This is a genomic window from Thiocystis violacea, assembly GCF_016583565.1.
Taxonomy (GTDB): Bacteria; Pseudomonadota; Gammaproteobacteria; order Chromatiales; family Chromatiaceae; genus Thiorhodococcus; species Thiorhodococcus violaceus_A.
Window position 1 is genome coordinate 138,236 of record NZ_NRRF01000004.1, and the last position, 19,587, is coordinate 157,822.

Here is a 19,587-nt window from a genome sequence, read left to right on the forward strand (position 1 = left end):
TTCACCCCTGGAAGACGGAGACACCCGCATGAGCTTCGACGCACTCACCATCCTGGGGATTTCCTCCAGTGTCCTCTGTGGCGGTTTCTTGATCGCCCTCGTCAATCGCAATGAGTCCAAGAGACCGCGCGCCAAGGCCAAAACCGGCCCGGAGGATAGCAAGTCCGTCGATCTGCGGCCGTAGCGTCCTGTCAGCTTTCCGAGCCAATCAGCTTTCCGAACAAGTCAGTTTTCCGAGCAGCAAGCCAACTGGGTCGCCACGGCAGCCACACACCCTGTCGTCGCGGCCATTTTTTGTGCGCCTGGCATACGGTTTGACAGCGCGCGGCGCGCTTCCTAGCATCGCCGGACTTCGTGCCACCAACCCCGACCCCTCATGCCTAGACTCTCGCCCCTGCATTGGATCGCCTTGATCCTCTTTCTCCTCTTCTACGGATTCACCGTCTTCGCGCTGACGCGGGACTACTATCTGCGCCATCCCGCAGGCCCCCTCGCCGCGACCGAGGCGACCCGCCCCGCGGCAACGGCGTCCCAGCCGGTCGCGCCCAAGCCGAACACCAGCGCCATTCCTGCGTCCATCACGGAGAGCAATCCCGTCCTGCTGCACCAGCAGGCGGACAACCTCTTCGTCGAGCGCCGCTTTGCGGAAGCTGCCGCTGTCTACCAGCGCATCCTCGAGCTCAATCCGGCGGACGCCGAGGCGCACAACGATCTCGGCCTCGCCCTGCACTACACCGGCGACACCGCGGGCGCCTTCGAGCAGCTCCAGATGGCGGTGACGCAGGCCCCGGAGCTACAGCGACCCTGGCTGACGCTGGGCTTTCTGAGCTTTCAGGCCGGCAAGGTGGCCGAGGCCAAAGCGGCCTTGGAACGGGCACGCGACCTGGATCCGGAGAGCGACATCGGCAAGGAGGCCCAGCGGCTCCTGGGACTGCTCGAGGAAGGCTGAAGGACTCGACCGTCAGCCGCCCGGAATGGGACGGCCGGCGGCGCGCGATGGACGAGGCCGCGTTGATCGGGTGACCGACGCGCCCAGGGTACGCTCCGACGGAGGCACCTAGCGCTTCGCCAACGCCACCGTATAGTGCGCACCCTGCTTCAGCTTGTCGTAGTTGCCGAAGACCTCGCCAAGATTGCGCTTCATGTATTGGCGCAATCCATTGATGGTGACCAGATAGAGCCGCCCGCCCGGCCTGAGGTGCGCGTGGGCGTCATGGAGCAGGATGGCGAGCAGCTCCTTGCCGACCTTGGCCGGCACGTTGCTCGCGATCACATCGAACAGCCTCCCCTTCTCCACCTGATCGAAGCCGTTGCTGAGTGTCGCCTCGGCATTCGTCAGCGCGTTCAGGCGGGCATTGCGGTTGGCGTAGTCGACCGCGACGAAATCCTTGTCCACGAGGAGCGTGCGCCCCCGCGGGGCCATGGCCGCAAGGGCCAGACCGATCGGGCCATAACCGCAGCCGAGATCCAGGCAGTCGTCGCCGGCGGCCACGTCCACATGGCTCAGGAGGAGCCGCGTTCCCTCATCGATCTCGCGTGGCGAGAAGAGCCCCCAGGTGCTCTGCAGCATCAGTGTGCGACCACCAAGCTCCGCGGAAAACTGAATATCGCGACGCAGGTGGGAGAGCTGTTGCGGTGTGAGCATGGTTGAGACTCGATGTAATCGGCTTGAGCAATGGATCGGAGCGCATCCGTTGGAATGCGCCTGAGACCTTCGGGGTTTGACGCGCGTGGGATGCGGGTACACTGGGACGCTGCAATCGAGACCAACGAGACCGCAGCCAGGAGAGCGCAATCAGCATGTCCGATCCGGCCGGTAGGCTCAAGATCCAGTTGCGACGAGGCCGCGAGGGACTCCTCTGCGACATCCAGTCGACGCGCCCCGTGAAGGCCGCCGCCACCTTTGCGGGGCGTTCGGCCAGCCAGACGGCCGCGATGCTGCCCATGCTGTACTCGATCTGCGCCAAGGCCCAGGCGTTCGCCTGCGTCGGGGCGCTGGAGTCCGCCACCGGGATGCACGCGCCGGCGTCAGTATGGCGAATGCGCCACCTGACGGTAAAGCTCGAAACCATTCGCGAGCACCTCTGGCGCATGCTGCTCGACTGGCCCCGGATGGCCGACGCGACGCCGGAGCAAGACGGCATGTCGGCCATCCTGCAACGGGTCAGTCAGCTCTTCGCACTCATCGATCCACAAGGCTGCCTCTTTCGCCCTGGCACTCGGGAGGCGACGTGCGACGAGCGCGCTCTGTCGCTCGCCATTGCGGAGCTCGAGGTACTCGTCTCCGAACTGGTCTTCGGCTGTCCGGCCGATGCCTGGATCCACCGCACCGCGGATCGATCCTCCCTGGCGGCCTGGGCAGAGGGCGCGGTCACGCGCCCTGCCCGGCTCCTGCGGGCCGTGCAGCGCTCGGACACCGCGGCTGTTGGCCAGTCGGACGTCGCAGCCCTCCCCGAGATGGACCAAGGTCGTCTGATCGAGCGGCTGTTGACCCCGGACTACGAAGACTTCCTGGCCCAACCGAGTTGGGACGAGGCCCCCCGCGAGACCAGCCCCTTCACGCGCAATCGGCACACCGAGTTGCTGCAGGCACTCAGCGGGGCGCTCGGCAACGGACTCCTGCCGCGCCTGACCGCTCAACTCCTGGACGTCGCGCGCCTCACGGCGGAGATTCGCCAGGGACAGCCGCGGGACGCGGAGCCTCCGACCGCGAGCACAGTGCTCCCGCCCAGCATCGGCTTGGGCCGCGTCGAGGCGGCGCGCGGAAGACTCGTCCATCTGGTTCGGCTGGATGGCGCGCGCGTCCTCGACTACCGGATCCTGGCGCCAACGGAGTGGAACTTCCATCCACGGGGATCCCTTGCTAAAGGTCTGGCCGCCCTCCCGGTTACGGACGACAGGCACGTGCGACACCTGGCGGAGCTGTTGATCATGGCGACGGATCCCTGCGTCGCCTATGACCTCAGCCTCGCGAACGTCGCGGCCGACGCGGGCGCCGGACCTTGACCCCGTCACGGCGCCGCGTGGGAAGACGCCATCTTGAACCGGAAAGGAGAGGGATTTCCCATCGACATGCTGGACAGCAGGCGATTTCAGGACATCGCCCCCATGCGCTGGATCGCAGGCCACGCCGGCCCAAGAGTAGACTTGGCGCGCGACCCCGTGCGCACCCGACCGAACAGATGATCTCGCAGAGGTTTCGCCATGTGTCTCGCCATACCCGCCAGAATCACGCAGATCGACCCGACCGGAGAGAGCGCCCAGGTGTCCCTCGGCGGCGTCAGCAAGGAGGTGTCGCTCGCCCTGGTCGACGACGTCGCCGTGGGTGATTACGTCCTCCTCCACGTCGGCTACGCGCTGAACAAGCTCAGCGAGGAAGAGGCCGAGCGCACGCTGGAGCTCATTCGTGAGATGGGCCTGCTCGAGGACGCCGACGCGGATGCCCCGCAAACCGGGGGCGCCGGATGAAATACATCGACGAGTTCCGCGATCAGGCGCTTGCCCGAAAGCTGGCCGCGGCGATCGCCGCCGAGGCTGATCCGGGCCGGGAATACCGCCTCATGGAGTTCTGCGGCGGCCACACCCACGCCATCTTCCGCTATGGCGTGCAGCACCTGATGCCGCCCAATCTGCGCTTCATCCACGGACCCGGCTGTCCGGTCTGCGTCCTGCCCATGGCCCGCATCGACCAGGCCATCGCCATGGCGACCGAGCATGGCGTCACGCTCTGCACCTATGCCGACCTCATGCGCGTCCCGGCCAGCGGACGCAAGAGCCTGCTCAAGGTCAAGGCGGAGGGCGCGGACATCCGCATGATCTATTCGACCCAGGACGTGCTGCGCATCGCCCGCGAGGAGCCGGACAGGCAGGTGGTCTTCTTCGCCATCGGCTTCGAGACCACCACGCCCCCGACCGCGGTCGCCATCAAGACCGCTCGCGCGGAGACGCTGACCAACCTCTCCTTCTTCTGCAATCATGTGCTCACGCCCTCGGCACTGCGGACCATCCTGGCAACCGCCGGACCGGATGGCGTTCAGCTCGACGGCATTTTGGGTCCCTCCCATGTCAGCACCCTGATCGGGAGCCGCCCCTACGCCTTCGTGCCCGAGGCGTTCGGCGTGCCGGTCGTCATTGCCGGCTTCGAGCCGCTGGACGTGATGCAGGCGACACTCATGCTGGTCCGCCAGCTCAACCAAGGCCGCTGCGAGGTCGAGAATCAATACAGCCGCGCGGTGACGGAGGAAGGCAACCTCAAGGCCCAGGCGCTCATGGCCGAGGTGTTCAAGCCACGCGACCAGTTCGAATGGCGCGGACTGGGCTTCCTCCCGGACAGCGCGCTCGCGCTCGCCGATGCCTATGCCGACCTGGACGCCGAGCGACGCTTCCCCGTCAGCCTCGCCGCGACGAAGGAGATCAAGGGGTGCGAGTGCCCGGCCATCCTGCGCGGCGTCAAGCAGCCGACGGACTGCAAGCTGTTCGGGACCATCTGCACACCGGAGAACCCCATGGGCTCCTGCATGGTCTCCTCCGAGGGTGCCTGCGCCGCCTATTGGAGCTACGGCCGACACCGCGCACCATCCCCGCAACCGGCAATGGCCTAGCCACGGCGGTTGGGCGCGGACCGATCCCCTGGACCTGGATACCGACTGGACCTGGATACCGATATGACGCACGACCGACGTTTCCCCGTCCGTCTCGACCTGGAGCACGGCAAGATCGACATGACCCATGGCTCGGGCGGGCGCGCCATGGCGCAGCTCATCGATGAACTCTTCCGCCGCTTTCTCGACAATGCGTTGCTCGCCCAGGGCAACGACCAGGCGCAGTTCCTGCCGCCGCCGGGCCGTCTGGTCATGAGCACGGACGGGCACGTCATCTCGCCGCTCTTCTTCCCGGGTGGCGACATCGGCTCGCTGTCCGTCCACGGCACCTTGAACGACGTCGCCATGGCGGGCGCACGCCCACTCTACCTGGCCGCCGCCTTCATCCTGGAGGAAGGCTTCCCCTTGTCCGACCTCGCGCGCATCGTCGAGAGCATGGCGGGCGCCGCGCGCCAGGCCGGCGTGCCGGTGGTCACCGGCGACACCAAGGTGGTCGAGCGCGGCAAGGGCGACGGGGTCTTCATCACCACCACGGGCGTGGGCGTGGTCCCGGATGGCGTCTGCATCTCGGGCGACCTCGCCCGGCCCGGTGATGCCATCCTGCTCAGCGGACCGATCGGCGACCACGGCGTCGCCATCCTCTCCAAACGCGAGAACCTCGGCTTCGGCACCGAGATCCAATCCGACTCCGCCGCCCTGCATGACCTGGTCGCCGCCATGGTCGCGGCCGTGCCGGACATCCATTGCCTGCGCGATCCGACCCGCGGCGGACTCGCCACCACCCTGAACGAGATCGCCCATCAGTCGGGCGTGGGGATGCAGATCCGCGAGGCCGCCGTGCCCGTGCGGCCGGCAGTCGCCGCCGCCTGCGAGCTACTCGGCCTGGACCCCTTCTATGTCGCGAACGAGGGCAAGCTGGTCGCCATCTGTCCGCGTGCGCGGGCCGACACGCTCTTGGCCGCGATGCGCGCGCATCCCAAGGGCGAGGATGCCGCCATCATCGGCGAGGTCGTCGAGGATGCATCGCGGTTCGTGCAGATGGAAACGGCCTTCGGCGGCAGCCGCATCCTGGATTGGCTCGCGGGCGAGCAGCTCCCAAGGATCTGCTGAGTCAGGGCGCGGGAGTTCGCGATCGCATCCATGAGTGGATCTGCCGACCCCTTTTGTACTATCGTCAGCCGCGCACGACGATAAACAACGACACCATGAGGACACCTGCATGACGAAGAAACGCTTCATCTCCGCGCTGGCAACGGCACTGCTGGGCGCCAGCATGACAGTTGCGATGGCCTCGGACATGGCCACTCCGGACGAAGCCAAGGCCATGTCGCAGAAGGCACAGGCCGCGGTGAACGAGATGGGCAGCGAGAAGGCCTTCGTCGCCTTCGCCGCCGATGATGGCGGATTCAAGGAGAAGGATCTCTACGTCTTCTGCATGGACATGGATGGCGTCATGCTCTCTCACGCCATGAAGCCCGAGCTGGTCGGCAAGAACCTGCTGGACTTCAACAAGTACGGCGATGAGCTCTTCAAGAACATGATCGCTGTCGCCAAGGCATCCGGCGAAGGCTGGGTCGACTACAAATGGCCCTACCCGGGCAGCGACGAGATCCGCGAAAAGACGAGCTACGTGCTGACCAACAACGAAGGCTTCTTCTGCGGCGTCGGCGCCTACAAGTAGCCCGCGGGAAAATCGCCCCTCCAAAACCAGAAAACACCGCCTGATGCGGTGTTTTCTGGTCTATCTCCCTTCTTGAAGACTGGATCCAAGGGATCCTAAGCCTTATTCCGCCGAGTCATCCAGCGACTCAACCGCCTCGCTGGCAGTCCCGAAATCCGTCTCGCGAGCCGCAAGCCTCAAGATGGTCTCCCGACCGCGATCATCCGTCTGACGGAAGAAGTCGACGAGTTCCCGCTCCTCTGACGACAGCGGGTCCTTATCGTCCAGACACAGCAAGTAGGTGGGTGTAACGGTTCCCAAGGCGAGCGCCAACTCTTGCGCCTCTTCGAGTCCCATCCTACGGATTCCTTGCTCGTAGTTGCTGATGCGGGACTTTGAAAGCGAATTGGTTCGACTCGAAAGGTCCGAGAGGCTGAGCTTTTGCTCTTGCCTGGCCGCGCGCAAGCGCTGACCGATGCGTTTTGTGAGATCCATAGTGGTGTTGAGGTTAAAAAGCCTGTTCGTTAATCATGCACGATGTGTAATGGACGACACCGACACCTGCCCGCAGGAGCGGGACCTGGCACGCATCCCTGGCGCCTCAGCGTCAGTATCGCCTTGCCATCCGGCGCAGACGCCCAAGGCGTCGGCGGGGTCTGGCTGCGGATGCCCCGCGGCTAGTCAGCCGAGGTAGGCGTCTTCCCATTCGGCGTCGCCGACGGTCTGCGGCTGCGGCTCGACCACGCGATCAGCAAAGGCCTTGTCCAGTGTCTTGATGAAACACTTGGTTTGCGGCGACAGGAACTTCCCGCGACGCTGGACGATGCCATAGCTGCGCTTGGGGAAATACTGCCCGATCGGCGTGACCCCGAGGTTCTCTTCCCCGGTGAGGCAGACGTCGGTCACGATCGAAATGCCGAGCCCGAGCTCGACATATTTCTTGATGACTTCCCAGCCACCCGCTTCCATGGTGACTCGATAGCCGAGGTTGTGCTGCTTGAAGACCAGGTCGACCAGTCGCCAGGTGCTCAGATGCCGCGGCGGCAGGATCAGACCATAGGGGGCGATCTCTTCCAGCGTGACGGATGTCTTGTTGGCGAGCGGATGGTCCTTGGGCGTGATCAGCGTCGGCTGATAGGTCACGAAGGGCCGATAGGTGATGTCGTCCGGCACCTCGAGCATGGAGCCGACGGCCAGATCGACCTCGTCGGCCCTGAGCATGGCGAGTCCATCCCGGCCAGTCACGTTGTGCAGCTTGAGCTCGATCCCCGGATACTGATCGACGAAGGCGCTCACCGGACCCGGCAGGATATAGAGGATCGTGGACTCTCCCGCCGCGATATTGAGGACACCCTGATCGACTCGGCCACACTGGGTCGCAAAGGCCTCGTGGAGCTTATCCATGCCTTCCACCAGCGGCTCAGCCATCTGGAAGAGCAGATCACCCTCGGGCGTCAGCTTGATCTTGGGGCCGCGGCGCTCGAACAGGACGGTCCCGAACTCCCGCTCCAGAGCCTGGATCTGCAGCGATACGGTCGGCTGGCTGAGAAAGATCTTCTCCGCGGCAGCGCTGACGCTGCCGGTTCTCGCGGCATGACAGAAGGCACGCAGCTGCTTGAGTCGATTTTGCTTGTAGTGAATTTGGGAACCTGAGCCCACGTTCAGTCCTATCGCTGGCACCATGAATGTATTTGATAGTAGACCATGAATGCCATTGAAAAAAGCAATATCCGACAGCCGAACTGACACATGGACTGGATGACGATCGATTTTGCTACTCAGTTCGCATTCAGTGGACGTCCATCTGCCGAAGGATGTCGCGCGCGACACGCCGTTGATCGGCATCGCCCTCTTCGAGGACTTGATACAGCAATTGACGCGCCGCGAGCTCGTTGTCCAGATCGCGTAACTGATTCGCGCGCCGAATCTTATCCTCGACGGGATCGGTCTCCTCCTTGGTTGCCTGCGCGGACGCCTTGAGCTCGCGCGCCTCCTCCTCATCGATCAGATCCAGCTCGGCCTCCATGTCCGCGTCGCTGAGAGGATGCCAGGCATCCTGATCCTCGGGCTCGGACGCGGGCGCCTTCCCAACCTCGACCGCGGCGCTGGCCGGCCTCGTATCGGCAAGGGATCCGGCGGACGGCGCTGGACCGCCGCCGCTGCCCGGAGACACCGCGGCGAGCCCATCATCCGCCCGCGCGGCTCGGCGCCGCAGGAGCAGCTTGGAGAAGAGCACGCCAAGCTCGAACAGCATCCACATCGGCACCGCCAGCAGGGTCTGCGAGATGACGTCGGGCGGCGTGAGAAACATACCGACGACGAAGACACCGACGATCACATAGGGCCGTTTCCTGGACAGATCCTCCGGGGTGACCACGCCGATCAAGACCAGAAGGATGGTCGCAATGGGGATCTGAAAGGCGACACCGAAGGCGAAGAAGAGGGTCAGCACGAAATCCAGATAGGCCGAGATGTCGGTCATCATCTGGACGCCTTCCGGTGTCGTCCCACTCAGGAAGGCGAAGACCAGGGGGAAAACGACATAGTAGGCAAAGGCCATCCCGAGATAGAAGAGCAGGATGCTCGACACCAGCAGGGGCGTCGCCATGCGCTTCTCGTGCTGGTAGAGGCCAGGCGCCACGAAGGCCCAGAGCTGGTACAGCAAATAGGGCATGGACAGGAAGACCGCCGCCACCAACGCCAGCTTGAAGGGCGTGAGGAAGGGCGATGCGACCTGGGTCGCGATCATGGTATTGCCTTCCGGCAGCTGCGCGAGGAGCGGAGCGGCAACGTAGGCGTAGAGGTCGTTGGCGAAGGGGAAGAGCACCAGGACGACGACACCGACCGCAATCAGCATGCGGATCAGACGATCGCGTAGCTCGACCAGGTGCGAGATAAACGGCTGCTCGGCACCCGGATCATCAGGCTGCATCGCAGGGGACATGGCTGACGCTCTCGTTGATTTATATTGGTTTGAGGGATCGGCTCGGCCAAGCGGTCGCCGTTCGAAACGTCGCCACGACGCTCAGAGAGAAACCGACCAAGACAATCCGTGGGATAGAAACAGGAGATCGGCGGCCATGCCAATGCTGGGCAAGCGGGACAGGTACCCTAAAAGCAAACTCGGGGATCCGCGCATCCGAGATGCCAATAGGTAATAATACCCTATTTACACCGGATTCGGCAGCAAAACCCGACAAATCGACGCACCCGAAGCTGGACGGACTCGGCCGCCCGTTGAAACACCTTGGCGGCGCGGTCGTCGCGCAGGTTCGGGCCGATCACGGATTCGCGCGGCGAGACCTAGCGGGCGCCCTCGCCGCGACCAGCCTTCTCCGCCAGGCCGGAGAGGCCGAAACGCCGCTCCAGCTCCGCGAGCACCTGATCCGGCCCCAGCCCTTGGTGCGCCAGGAGAACCAGGGTGTGGAACCAGAGGTCCGCGACCTCGTAGACAATCTTGTCGGGCTCACCGTCCTTCGCGGCCATGACGGTCTCGGTCGCCTCTTCCCCGATCTTCTTGAGGATGGCGTCGAGGCCTTTAGCGTAGAGCTTGGCGACATAGGAGCTGCCAGGATCGGCCGCCTTGCGCTCCTCCAGGATGGCAGCAACGCGCGCGAGGATATCGCTCATGTCATCGCTCCCCGCTCAAGTCTTCTTGTAGATGGCATTCGGATCCTTCAGGACCGGCGCGATCTCGACCCAGCGCCCCTCGGCGTCCAGCTCGCGATAGAAGCAGTTGTGCCGCCCCGTATGACAGGCGATGCCGCCCTTCTGCTCGACCTCCATGAGGACGACGTCGGCGTCGCAGTCGATGCGCAGCGCATGCACGACCTGCTGATGCCCGGACTCCTCGCCCTTGTGCCAAAGGCGCCCGCGCGACCTGGACCAGTAGACGGCGTGGCCGGTCTCGCGCGTGAGGCGCAGCGACTCGCGATTCATCCAGGCCATCATGAGGATGGTCCCGGTGGCTGTCTCCTGGGCGATCGCCGGCACCAGGCCGTGCGCGTCCCACTTGATGGCATCGAGCCAATCGTCGCTCATAGGGGGTCTCGTCTCGACTCTGTCGTGAAGGGATCAGGCACCGGCGCTGAGACGATCCGCGAGCTGCTGCCCCGCGGCGAAGTCCAGGGTGCCCTCGTAGATGGCCCGTCCGGTGATGGCGCCCGTGATGCCGCACGCCGCGGCCTCGGCCAGGACGCGCACGTCCTCGATGCTCGTGATACCACCGGAGGCGATCACCGGCGTCTCGATGCCCAAGGCCAGCGCCCGGGTCGCCTCGACATTGGGTCCGCTCAACATGCCGTCGCGGCCGATGTCCGTATAGACGATGGCGGAGACACCGTCGCCCTCGAAGCGCCTGGCCAGCTCCTCGACGCGATAGGGCGTGATCTCCGCCCAGCCCTTGATGGCCACCTGCCCGTCCTTGGCGTCGAGACCGACCATGATGTGTCCGGGAAAGGCCTTGCAGGCGCGCCCGACCAACTCCGGCTCCTTCACCGCCTGGGTGCCGATGATGCAGAAGGTCACGCCGGCAGCGAGATAGGCCTCGATGGTCGCCTCGTCGCGAATGCCGCCGCCGACCTGGATCGGCAGATCGGGATAGGCGGCAGCGATCCCGCGAATGGCCTCCCCGTTGACCGGCTCGCCGGCGAAGGCGCCATTGAGGTCGACCAGATGGAGACGACGCGCCCCGGCGCGCACCCAGCGCCCGGCCATGTCGATGGGGTCGTCCGAGAAGACGGTCTCGTCGTCCATGCGGCCCTGGCGCAACCGCACGCAGCGGCCGTCTTTCAAATCGATCGCGGGAATCAACAGCACCTGTGAGTACTCTCCTAAGCTCTTCGGTGAAGGGGCAAGACGCGACGCGGACTCAGAGCGCGCCCTTGGTCGAGGGCGTGATGCCCGACATGCGCGGATCCGGCTCGACCGCCATGCGCAGCGCTCGGCCGAAGGCCTTGAAGATGGTCTCCGCCTGATGATGCGCGTTGGTGCCGCGCAGGTTGTCGATGTGCAGCGTCATGCCCGCGTGGTTGACCAGACCCTGGAAGAATTCCTGGAAGAGGTCCACATCGAAGGTGCCGATGACCCCGCGGGTATAGGCGACCCCGTAGGTCAGACCGGGACGTCCGGATAGATCGATGACGACACGCGACAGGGCCTCGTCGAGCGGGACATAGGCATGCCCGTAGCGGCGAATGCCGCGCTTGTCGCCAAGCGCCTTGCTCAGTGCCTGACCCAGGGTGATGCCGACGTCCTCGACCGTATGGTGGGCATCGATGTGCAGGTCGCCCTGCGCCTGGATGTCGAGATCGACCAAGCCATGACGGGCGACCTGGTCGAGCATATGCTCCAGGAAGGGGACACCGGTCTGGAAATTGGAACGGCCGGTACCGTCCAGGTCGAGCGCGATGCGGATCTGGGTTTCGAGCGTATTGCGCTCGACCTCGACCCGTCGGCGGGAGTGTTCGAGAGCCATCGAAGTGTCGTCTGCTGCCCTAAACCCGCATTAAACCACAGCAGCGACCTGATTCATAAGCGGTCCGAGGCGCGCGGGTGCGCGCCATACCCGAGGCGCGCCACGGCGTCGGCGGCACATCCTTGCGCCGCTTCCCTCCCGCGTCGCTCAGGGTTGCGTCAAGAAGACCTCGACGCGACGGTTGCGGCCGCGGCCTTCAGCGCTCGTATTCGCGGCGATCGGGCTCGCCTCGCCGACCCCTTGAGCCCGGATGCGCACCTCCCCGACACCCAGGCCGACGAGGGCGTCACGCACCGCAAGCGCCCGCCGCTCGGAGAGCGCGAGGTTGGCCTCGGCATCACCCGAGCTGTCCGTATGACCGCGCAGCACCACCCTCAGATTGGGACGCTGCTGGAGCACTCGGGCGACCTCGCCCAAGGCCGCCGGCTCGCCGGAGCCGAGCGTGGCCTTGCCGGGCTGGAAACGCAGCTCGGACTCGGCCAGCGTGATCCGCACACCCTCGGCGGTGGACTCAGCGCCGAGCTTGGCCAGCGCGGCCGCGAGCGTGGCATCGACCGCCTGGCGCGAGTCCGTCACAGTGGTCGTCCGCTCGGCGGCCAGGGTCTTGAGCTCTTTCGCGATGCGCGCCCGCTCGGTCTCGAGCAGACCCACTTGCTGCTCCTTCAACGAGACCAGCTCCCGCTCCAACGTCTGGATGCGACCCCGGGCCGCCGTCAGCTCGGCCCCCAAGAACTGGGTCCTTTCGTCCAGCGCGGCGACTTGTTCAGCGCTCACGGAAACCACCTGCGCAGACGTCGCGGGCGTGCCGGCGGACGCCGGAGGCTCGCCCTCAGTCGCAGCGGCCTGTTCACCCGCCGCAGCCGGCCGCTCGACGCCGACGACGTACACCAGACCAAGCCCGGCGGCGAACATGGACAGGAGATAGACGACCACAAGGGGCGCCCAGGACCGCGGCGCCGGCGCGGTATCGCTCATGAGGTTTTCTGTTTTCTCTGACATGTCTTCGGCTCCTGGCGCTTCAATGGTCGGGAAGGCAGATGTTGTGCTTGCGGACCGCCATGCCCGTCGCCGTCAGCAGGATCAGCACGATGCCGGTCAGCATGGTGAGCATGCCTACCCCCAGATAGAGATAGACGGCCGTACCGGTGCGCTCGAACATCACCATGCTGGCGATACTGAATGCCGCCAGGGGGAAGGAATAGGCCCACCAGGAGAGGAAAAACTTCAGCTTGAGGAACCTCCCGGCCTGGGTGAAGAGCAGCAGGGTCAGGAAAAAGGCGCTGAAATAGAGCACGCGCGCCAGGGTATCCAGTTCGCCGACGAGCCGCATGTAGGCGATGAAGCCCACCGCCGGCGGCGCGATCAGGATGAAGAGGGTCGGCATGAGACGATCCTCGATGGGGTGATGAAAGAGCACCCGATTGAAGATGATGGTCATCAGGATGAGCCAGAACAGCATGCCGACGCTGAAGAAGAACCAGGAGATCTCCGGAAACCCCAGGGGCACCCCGGCGACCGGCACCAGCACATTGCCCACCGCGGGAATGAACCAGGCCGGGTTCATGTGATGGATCTGGAAGTGCTCGTGATGGATCCAGACGCTCACCACGTAGAGCGTGAAGAGCAGGTGCAGGCTCGTTCCCAGCATCCACAGCACCCGGCTGACCTGAGGCATCAGCCCCAAGAAGGCGATGGCGAGCAGCAGCAGGCTGATGGAGATGGTCGGAAAGAAGTTGAGCTTGACCGGGTGTCTCAGCTCCTTGATCACGAATTCCCGATAGAAGACGAGCTTGGTGCCGTAGAGCGCGGCGAGCACCAGGAAGAGCGTTGCCGTTGCGCCAACCAGCCAAGGGCTGATGCCCAGATCGAGCTTCAGGATCGACTGAGCCTTTTCCCAGCCGATGGTCAACCCGGAAAGCCCCATCACCATGGCGAAGAAGGAGATGGGGAAGAAGGCGACGCGCGCCGTCGCTTGCGTTGGTGTTGTCATTTGAGCTCCGGTAACACCGAAACGGCGATCCCGCTGTCGGCGGACTAGACGCAGAACAGCCGTGAAAGCCTGACGGATAGGGTTTGGATTACGGCGCAGTCTATGCCGACGAGGGCGCGGGGCGCATTGATAAACATCAGAGTACGCAGCTAGGTTTTATCGACGCTCCGCGGACGGGCGGTGTGTCACGAGGCGCGCCCGAGGATCCAGGGCATCACGACGTCGAGGACAGGCGCCGCACTGGAGCGGACCTGGATCCCACGGACCTGCGCGGTTGGGCGCGAACTGCGCTAGCATAGCCACCGGGGTGGCTGCGCGGACCGACGAGGGGCATGCGCCAAGCCCCGCGGACCGCTGGCCCCCGCCCGCGGACACAACGACAGAGGGGTCAGGACAGACTGGACGGCAAGGCGATCGCCTGCCGAGCCTGCGCCGCCCTGATCATGACAGTCGGGCCACCCATCCGCCAAAGGAGAGGCATCAGGCCCAGCGGCCTTGCCTTGTTGAAATGCACACGAACCCGATCGACCCGGCGGGCTGGCTCGCCACTGCCGAGCGACGCCCATCGCCAAACCTCGACAGCCGTCCGGCGCAGACCGAGATCGACCTCCTGGTCATCCACAACATCAGCCTGCCCCCCGGCGAGTTCGCGGGCGATTGGATCGACGACCTCTTCCTCAACCGCCTCGACCCGAGCGCCCACCCCTACTTCGCCCCCATCGCGCAGATTCGCGTCTCCGCGCACCTGCTGATTCGCCGCGACGGGCGGCTGATCCAATACGTGCCCTTCGAGGAGCGCGCCTGGCACGCCGGCGTCTCCTGTTTTCAGGATCGCGAGCGCTGCAACGACTTCTCCATCGGGATCGAGCTGGAGGGGGCCGACCACATCCCCTACACGCACCTCCAGTACCAGGCGTTGATCGACTGCACGCGACACATCCAGGGCCGTTATCCAGCAGTCACGCCCGAGCGAATCACCGGGCACAGCGACATCGCACCCGGCCGCAAGACCGACCCCGGCCCTGCCTTCGACTGGCCCCGATTCCGGGCCGCCATCCTGGAGCAGGGCTCCGAATCCTGATCCGTTCGATCATGACGCAGATAACACACCGCCAGACCACTGGCATCAAATCGAAAGGGGGAACGTAGCGTGACCGCAACGCGAACCAAAGCCTATCAGCTCAAGATCGGCCTTGTCGGGGCCAAGCCGCCGATTTGGCGGCGTTTACTGATCGCCAGCGCCACGCCTCTGCCAGAGGTGCATCGCGCCATCCAGATCGCGATGGGCTGGACCGGCGCGCACCTCCATCAGTTCGTTGCGGACAACGCGTTCTACGGGGTGCCGGATCCTGACTTCGGCTTCGAGGAAATCCTGGACGAGACGCGCTACAAGCTCAGCCACCTGCTCGAGCACGAGAAGGACTGGATCACCTACGAGTACGACTTCGGCGATGGCTGGCGCCACAAGATCACGCTGGAAAAGGCCCTGTTCGTCGGACCCGAAACCACCCTGCCGCAGTGCATCAAGGGCAAGGGTGCCTGCCCGCCGGAAGACGTCGGCGGGCTCTGGGGCTACTACGGATTCCTGGAGGCCATCGCCGATCCGCAGCACGAGGAGCACGCGGACTACCTGGAATGGGTGGGCGGCGCCTTCGACCCGAACGCGCTCGATCTCGATGAGATCAATGCGCTGCTGCGAAAGTATTGCCGCTGACGGGGCAAGGCGCCGGACGTCCTGTCGTCGGATGCCGCGTCAGCGGGCTCGGATCAGTCCGCGACCACGGCTTGCGCCACACCGGACAGCGCCTGACCCAGCGTCTCGACGACCGGGCAGTCCGGCACGCCATGCCGCTGGGCGATGTAGACGGGATCCTCGTAGCCGAGCCAGACCTGACCCTGCGCGTCTTCCCAGACCAGCGCCTTGAGCGGGAGATCGATGCCGACGGTCTGGGCGCAGGCCATGAAGGGGGTTCCCCCCTTGGGATTGCCGAAGATGATGAGTTCGGTCGGTCGCAGGGACTTGCCGACTGCGGCCGCGCCGGCGGCATGATCGATGCGGGCGAAGACCTTGAGGCCGCGCTCGGTGACGATCTGCTCCAGGCGGTCCATGGTCGCTTTGGCGCTGTAGGGGCTCTTGACGGTCAGCACGCCGTCGACGGCTGAGGCGGTCGAAGCGGTCGAGGCGATGAGCAGTCCGAGGACAAGGGCGAGGATGTGGCGGATCTTCATGGGGCGACTCCGGTTCTTGGGTGTGTTCAGTCAAGATGCGGCGCCTTGCCGCGCTGCCAAGGCTCGCGGGTGATGCAGGCGCGTATTACGCCACTGACTGCAGGGACTGCAGGGACAATCCAACACCTTGAGCCCTGAACTCAAACCGCTCGGTGCAAAGCACCGGGGCGCGTCTAGACGAAGAGTCCGTAGTGATAGGCACCTTCGATGACGCCGCTGGTGTAGTAACCGCTCAAGCCCATGAAGTCGCCCTTGGCGAAATAGACCTTGAGGGCCGGATTCCTGGCCATGGCCTCCCGCACCTGCTCGACGAGTTGATCGTCCGCATTCCGGACCAAGACACCCGAGAACCCGGCTGTCAGCGGAAAGATGTCATTGCCGCTGTCACCGCAAAAGACGACCAACTCCTTGGCGACGCCAAGCGCCTCGGCGACGTATTCGAGCGCCGTCTGCTTGGTCGCGCTGCGTGGCAGAAAGTCCAGCAACCCCTTGCCGTTCTGCGAATCGAAGCTATAGACGACGACCTCGTCGAAGCGGCCTTCGACGCGCGCATGCACCAGATTCAGGATCTCGTCCTTGCGCGCGTGATCGACATAGTAGCTCTGCTTGAAGGGATTCAGATGCTCGGCTTCCTGCTCGACCATGCCGGGGATGTCCGCCACGGCCGCGCGAACCGCCTCGGCGTCCCAGCGCGGACTGGTCCCGCGCACATGCGCGACCCAGCCCTCGTCGAGCACCCAGGCGCCTTGCTGCAGCCGGCGGATCGAGGTTCCGACGTCACCGATCAGGTAATCCGGGCGCCGCACGCCGAACTCGGCGATGGCCCGCTCCACGAGCGCCAGATTGCGGCCGGTGACGTAGACGACGGTGACGCCCTGCGTGTGCGTCAGATCGTTGAAGCGATCGATCGCGCCTGGATCGCTCTCCCAGTGGCCGTTCGGCAGTAACGTCCTGTCCAGGTCGGTCGCGAGGATCTTCATGCTCATTCTCCAGTGGCAATGGCGCGCACCTGACCATCATCGAAGACGGCTGGTGCGCGGCGGAATCGAATCGGCCTCGATCAGAGGTACGCATGTCGACGTTCCAAACCGGATGGGCTCGCGTGCTCGACACTGAAGCTGTGCTGGCAAAGGTCCGCGCGCAGGCTCGCGCGATGACCGTCGCGGGTCCAGTGCAACTCCAGCAGATGCGGCTCGGTTTGAGCGATCTCCAAGACGCCTTGGAAGGCTGGTGAGGTGTTGCGAAGCCGGATCAAGGTCAGTTGCTGCCGGACGACCGACGCTTGGAGGCTCGCCTCGGCCTGTTCGACCGTCAGGTTGGTGCGATTGATTTCCTTGTGTCCAGCTGCCCCTCCATTGTCCGCCGCGGCATAGTCGTTCTTGCCGGCGAAGAGGTCCAGATACCAGACCTGAGGAATACCCGGCATGAAGAGCTGGATGGCGCGCGCCAGCAGGAGCTTGCGCTCGTCCTCGCCAAGGGCGCTGAAGAAGGTCGCATTGACCTGGTAGTAGGAGATCTTCTTGCCGTCCGGGCCATAGAGGCTCTTGACCCGGCCGCCACGCGCGATGATGCGGCGCATCACGGCCTCGATCTGCTCTTCGTCCAGCAGACCCGGCCTCGCCGTCCCATCGATCTCCTTGCCACTCAGGTCAAGCACGGGGATGCCATCGTGACAGCCAAGCATATTGATGGTCTTGAGACCCTTCTCGCGGATCTCTTGGATCCAGCGCAGCAGATGCGCGTTGGTGCCGCGCTCGATGGCGTCGATGACCAGACCGGGGAAGAAGAAGTCGTAGATCGGAAAGCCCTTCTCGGCCACCTCTTCGTGCAGACCGCAGCCGTACTCGGCATGGATCTCCGGAAAGACGATGAGACCATGCTTCTCGGCGAGGCCCCGCAGGCGGTCGAGATAGTCCCAGGTGCCGGGGCGGTTGAAGAAGTTGGCTTCTCCCGGCTCTTTGTGCAGGTAGGCGAAGGCATCCAACCGGATGATCTTGGCACCATATTCGCTCAGCTTGCGCAGCGTCTCGTCATAGAAGCGCCAGACCTTCTCGGAGCGGGCATTGAGGTCCATCTGCCCGAGATAGTCCCGCTTCTGCTCGACGATCGCGATCACAGAGTCCTTGAGACTCGCGTAGCCATTGAGCTGCAGTCCATTGAGGTCAGCCTTCTCGCGGATGGCGGCATTGACCATGTCAGCAAGCACGGCGGCATCCGCGTCGGACAGACCCTCGACCCTCAGGAAGTCCTCGGGCGAGACCTCGCGGTAGCGAACCTCTTGATAGAAGGTATTCCAGTAGGGGCGGTCCGAGCCATCCGGGAAGCGCACCTTGAGGATGGGCGCGCCCGGCTTGCGCATGAAGAGCTTCTCGAGATACTCGGGCTTGGGCATGAGATGCCCGTCCGCGGTCGGCTCGCCATGCTCCGCCCAGAAGGCGTTCCAGTCGATGAAGAAGTCGCGGTACTCGGAGTCGTCCCCGTGACGCAGGAGATCCTGAAACTGCGGCGAGCGCACGGAGAGGTGATTGAGCACGAGATCGAACTTGAACAGGATCTCGAGCCTGTTCAGCTCCTCTAGATCCTCGGGTGACACCAGCTCCGGATTGTGGTCGTAGTCGATGACCGAGAACCCGCGATCCAGATCGCTGTTGAAGAAGGTCGGCAGGATGTAGAAGAGCGCGAACGCCTTCTCCAGTTCCGGGCGCTTGAGCAGACCAACGATATCGGACAGCTTGCCGCCGATGCTGTCCGGATAGGCGTTCAACATGACACCGTTCGGAAGCGACTCTTGAGCGCCGCGCGTTTCCATATTCATCGCGTATCCCCCCTGTTCGCGCTCCATTATGCACAGACTGGCGGCGCAGAAAAGACCGCGGAGAAATTTCACGAGCCCAATCAATGCCATGCGCGAAGCGCCCCAAGAGGACCAAGGCGTGTTACGCGGCGTGAACGACAGGCATGGTCGAAGCGGGGCGCACCTCCTATACTCCCCCTGGCGCAAGGTGCGGCGATGGCAAGGCGCTCGGCCCGAGCAAGCCTTTCGACGCGCACGTCCGATTCGACTCATCGATCCGATGCAACTCACCATCCGATTCGACCCACCAACAGCAGCGAAAGAGGACCGGAGCATGACCGAGAAGACCAACATCCTCTCCGACTCGGACGCCTCGAAAGAGGTGACCTTTCCCCGCGGTCTCCCCGGATTCGAGGATCTGACCCGCTACCGCGTGCTCTACTCGGACACCGAGTCCGGACGCGTCTACTGGATGGAGTCGGTCGAAGCTCCCGAAATCAGCTTTACGCTGGTGGATCCGAGGTTCTATTCCTTGACCTACGAGCTGGAACTCTCCGACGAGGAGCAGGCACTCATCGAGGTCGAGACGTCGGACGAGGTGGTGGTGTTGCTCATGCTCTGGAAGCAGGACGCGCCGGACCCCGACGCCAAGCCTGGGCTGCACGCGAACATTTCAGCGCCCATCCTTATCAACGTCGAGAAGCGTATCGGCATGCAGAAGGCCATCGTCAGTCCGAAGGTGGGTCTGAGCATCTCGAACTGAGCCGATTTCCGGGCAACAACAGACCGACAATCAAGATCCCGTGGGATGGGATGAGCCCGTGCGATGCGCTCTGC

23 protein-coding genes are annotated in these 19,587 nt (G+C 64.4%); 10 read left to right on the forward strand and 13 right to left on the reverse strand.

The window, feature by feature from the left end:
• Window positions 1–28 precede the first annotated feature (28 nt).
• Both CKO23_RS03015 and CKO23_RS03020 read left to right on the forward strand, forming a co-directional pair.
• Window positions 29–184 (forward strand): hypothetical protein, encoded by a 156-nt coding sequence (locus CKO23_RS03015; protein WP_200328265.1) that lies wholly within the window; start codon window positions 29–31, stop codon window positions 182–184.
• A 192-nt stretch (window positions 185–376) separates the two neighbouring features.
• Entirely contained in the window at window positions 377–949 is a 573-nt protein-coding gene (locus tag CKO23_RS03020) for a tetratricopeptide repeat protein (RefSeq protein ID WP_200328266.1), read from the forward strand.
• A 108-nt stretch (window positions 950–1,057) separates the two neighbouring features.
• On the opposite strand, the gene CKO23_RS03025 is transcribed toward CKO23_RS03020, so the two are convergent.
• A complete protein-coding gene (locus CKO23_RS03025; protein ID WP_200328267.1) occupies window positions 1,058–1,645 on the reverse strand; it encodes a class I SAM-dependent methyltransferase in 588 nt (195 codons plus the stop codon).
• A 155-nt stretch (window positions 1,646–1,800) separates the two neighbouring features.
• Here CKO23_RS03025 and CKO23_RS03030 point away from each other — a divergent pair, with 155 nt between their 5' ends.
• The 5 genes from CKO23_RS03030 (at window position 1,801) to CKO23_RS03050 (ending at window position 6,282) form a co-directional block, all read left to right on the forward strand.
• The gene (locus CKO23_RS03030; protein ID WP_200328268.1) at window positions 1,801–3,006 is read left to right on the forward strand and encodes a nickel-dependent hydrogenase large subunit; all 1,206 of its coding nucleotides are present in this window, start codon (window positions 1,801–1,803) and stop codon (window positions 3,004–3,006) included.
• A 198-nt stretch (window positions 3,007–3,204) separates the two neighbouring features.
• Window positions 3,205–3,468: a HypC/HybG/HupF family hydrogenase formation chaperone gene (locus tag CKO23_RS03035; RefSeq protein WP_200328269.1), complete on the forward strand. Its 264-nt coding sequence runs from the start codon at window positions 3,205–3,207 to the stop codon at window positions 3,466–3,468.
• Entirely contained in the window at window positions 3,465–4,601 is a 1,137-nt protein-coding gene (gene hypD / locus CKO23_RS03040; protein WP_200328270.1) for a hydrogenase formation protein HypD, read from the forward strand. Before CKO23_RS03035 ends, hypD begins: the two co-directional genes overlap by 4 nt.
• 63 nt (window positions 4,602–4,664) lie before the next feature.
• Window positions 4,665–5,711 (forward strand): hydrogenase expression/formation protein HypE, encoded by a 1,047-nt coding sequence (gene hypE / locus CKO23_RS03045; RefSeq protein WP_200328271.1) that lies wholly within the window; start codon window positions 4,665–4,667, stop codon window positions 5,709–5,711.
• A gap of 163 nt (window positions 5,712–5,874) precedes the next feature.
• Window positions 5,875–6,282, forward strand: coding sequence for a cache domain-containing protein (locus CKO23_RS03050; RefSeq protein WP_440870556.1), 408 nt, complete (start codon window positions 5,875–5,877; stop codon window positions 6,280–6,282).
• Window positions 6,283–6,384: 102 nt separating this feature from the next.
• Here the strand turns inward: CKO23_RS03050 and CKO23_RS03055 are convergent, their stop codons facing one another.
• From CKO23_RS03055 to CKO23_RS03095, 9 genes are all read right to left on the reverse strand, one after another.
• A complete protein-coding gene (locus CKO23_RS03055; protein WP_200328273.1) occupies window positions 6,385–6,756 on the reverse strand; it encodes a helix-turn-helix domain-containing protein in 372 nt (123 codons plus the stop codon).
• 186 nt (window positions 6,757–6,942) lie between these two features.
• The gene (locus tag CKO23_RS03060) at window positions 6,943–7,920 is read right to left on the reverse strand and encodes a LysR substrate-binding domain-containing protein (RefSeq protein WP_200328274.1); all 978 of its coding nucleotides are present in this window, start codon (window positions 7,918–7,920) and stop codon (window positions 6,943–6,945) included.
• Window positions 7,921–8,050: 130 nt separating this feature from the next.
• Window positions 8,051–9,205: a twin-arginine translocase subunit TatC gene (gene tatC, locus CKO23_RS03065; protein ID WP_200328275.1), complete on the reverse strand. Its 1,155-nt coding sequence runs from the start codon at window positions 9,203–9,205 to the stop codon at window positions 8,051–8,053.
• A gap of 359 nt (window positions 9,206–9,564) precedes the next feature.
• On the reverse strand, window positions 9,565–9,891 hold the full coding sequence (locus CKO23_RS03070; protein WP_200328276.1) for a phosphoribosyl-ATP diphosphatase: 327 nt from the start codon (window positions 9,889–9,891) through the stop codon (window positions 9,565–9,567).
• Window positions 9,892–9,906: 15 nt separating this feature from the next.
• Entirely contained in the window at window positions 9,907–10,302 is a 396-nt protein-coding gene (hisI, locus tag CKO23_RS03075; protein WP_200328277.1) for a phosphoribosyl-AMP cyclohydrolase, read from the reverse strand.
• 33 nt (window positions 10,303–10,335) lie between these two features.
• Entirely contained in the window at window positions 10,336–11,079 is a 744-nt protein-coding gene (gene hisA, locus CKO23_RS03080; RefSeq protein WP_200328278.1) for a 1-(5-phosphoribosyl)-5-[(5-phosphoribosylamino)methylideneamino]imidazole-4-carboxamide isomerase, read from the reverse strand.
• 52 nt (window positions 11,080–11,131) lie between these two features.
• Complete coding sequence (gene hisB / locus CKO23_RS03085) at window positions 11,132–11,737, reverse strand: imidazoleglycerol-phosphate dehydratase HisB (RefSeq protein WP_200328279.1); 606 nt, start codon at window positions 11,735–11,737, stop codon at window positions 11,132–11,134.
• 147 nt (window positions 11,738–11,884) lie between these two features.
• A complete protein-coding gene (locus CKO23_RS03090) occupies window positions 11,885–12,736 on the reverse strand; it encodes an OmpA family protein (RefSeq protein WP_200328280.1) in 852 nt (283 codons plus the stop codon).
• Window positions 12,737–12,755: 19 nt separating this feature from the next.
• On the reverse strand, window positions 12,756–13,727 hold the full coding sequence (locus CKO23_RS03095) for an SLAC1 anion channel family protein (protein ID WP_200328281.1): 972 nt from the start codon (window positions 13,725–13,727) through the stop codon (window positions 12,756–12,758).
• Window positions 13,728–14,235: 508 nt separating this feature from the next.
• Between CKO23_RS03095 and ampD the strand changes: the two genes are divergently transcribed.
• The gene (gene ampD, locus CKO23_RS03100; RefSeq protein ID WP_200328282.1) at window positions 14,236–14,808 is read left to right on the forward strand and encodes a 1,6-anhydro-N-acetylmuramyl-L-alanine amidase AmpD; all 573 of its coding nucleotides are present in this window, start codon (window positions 14,236–14,238) and stop codon (window positions 14,806–14,808) included.
• A gap of 69 nt (window positions 14,809–14,877) precedes the next feature.
• On the forward strand, window positions 14,878–15,441 hold the full coding sequence (locus tag CKO23_RS03105; protein ID WP_200328283.1) for an IS1096 element passenger TnpR family protein: 564 nt from the start codon (window positions 14,878–14,880) through the stop codon (window positions 15,439–15,441).
• A gap of 53 nt (window positions 15,442–15,494) precedes the next feature.
• On the opposite strand, the gene CKO23_RS03110 is transcribed toward CKO23_RS03105, so the two are convergent.
• The 3 genes from CKO23_RS03110 to CKO23_RS03120 form a co-directional block, all read right to left on the reverse strand.
• A complete protein-coding gene (locus tag CKO23_RS03110; RefSeq protein ID WP_200328284.1) occupies window positions 15,495–15,956 on the reverse strand; it encodes a DUF302 domain-containing protein in 462 nt (153 codons plus the stop codon).
• 173 nt (window positions 15,957–16,129) lie between these two features.
• Window positions 16,130–16,936, reverse strand: coding sequence for an HAD-IIB family hydrolase (locus tag CKO23_RS03115; RefSeq protein ID WP_200328285.1), 807 nt, complete (start codon window positions 16,934–16,936; stop codon window positions 16,130–16,132).
• 80 nt (window positions 16,937–17,016) lie between these two features.
• Window positions 17,017–18,771 carry a glycosidase gene (locus CKO23_RS03120; protein ID WP_200328286.1) on the reverse strand — a complete coding sequence of 585 codons (1,755 nt, stop codon included), beginning with the start codon at window positions 18,769–18,771 and terminating at the stop codon, window positions 17,017–17,019.
• 313 nt (window positions 18,772–19,084) lie between these two features.
• Between CKO23_RS03120 and fliW the strand changes: the two genes are divergently transcribed.
• Window positions 19,085–19,513 (forward strand): flagellar assembly protein FliW, encoded by a 429-nt coding sequence (gene fliW, locus CKO23_RS03125; protein WP_200328287.1) that lies wholly within the window; start codon window positions 19,085–19,087, stop codon window positions 19,511–19,513.
• Window positions 19,514–19,587: the final 74 nt, after the last annotated feature.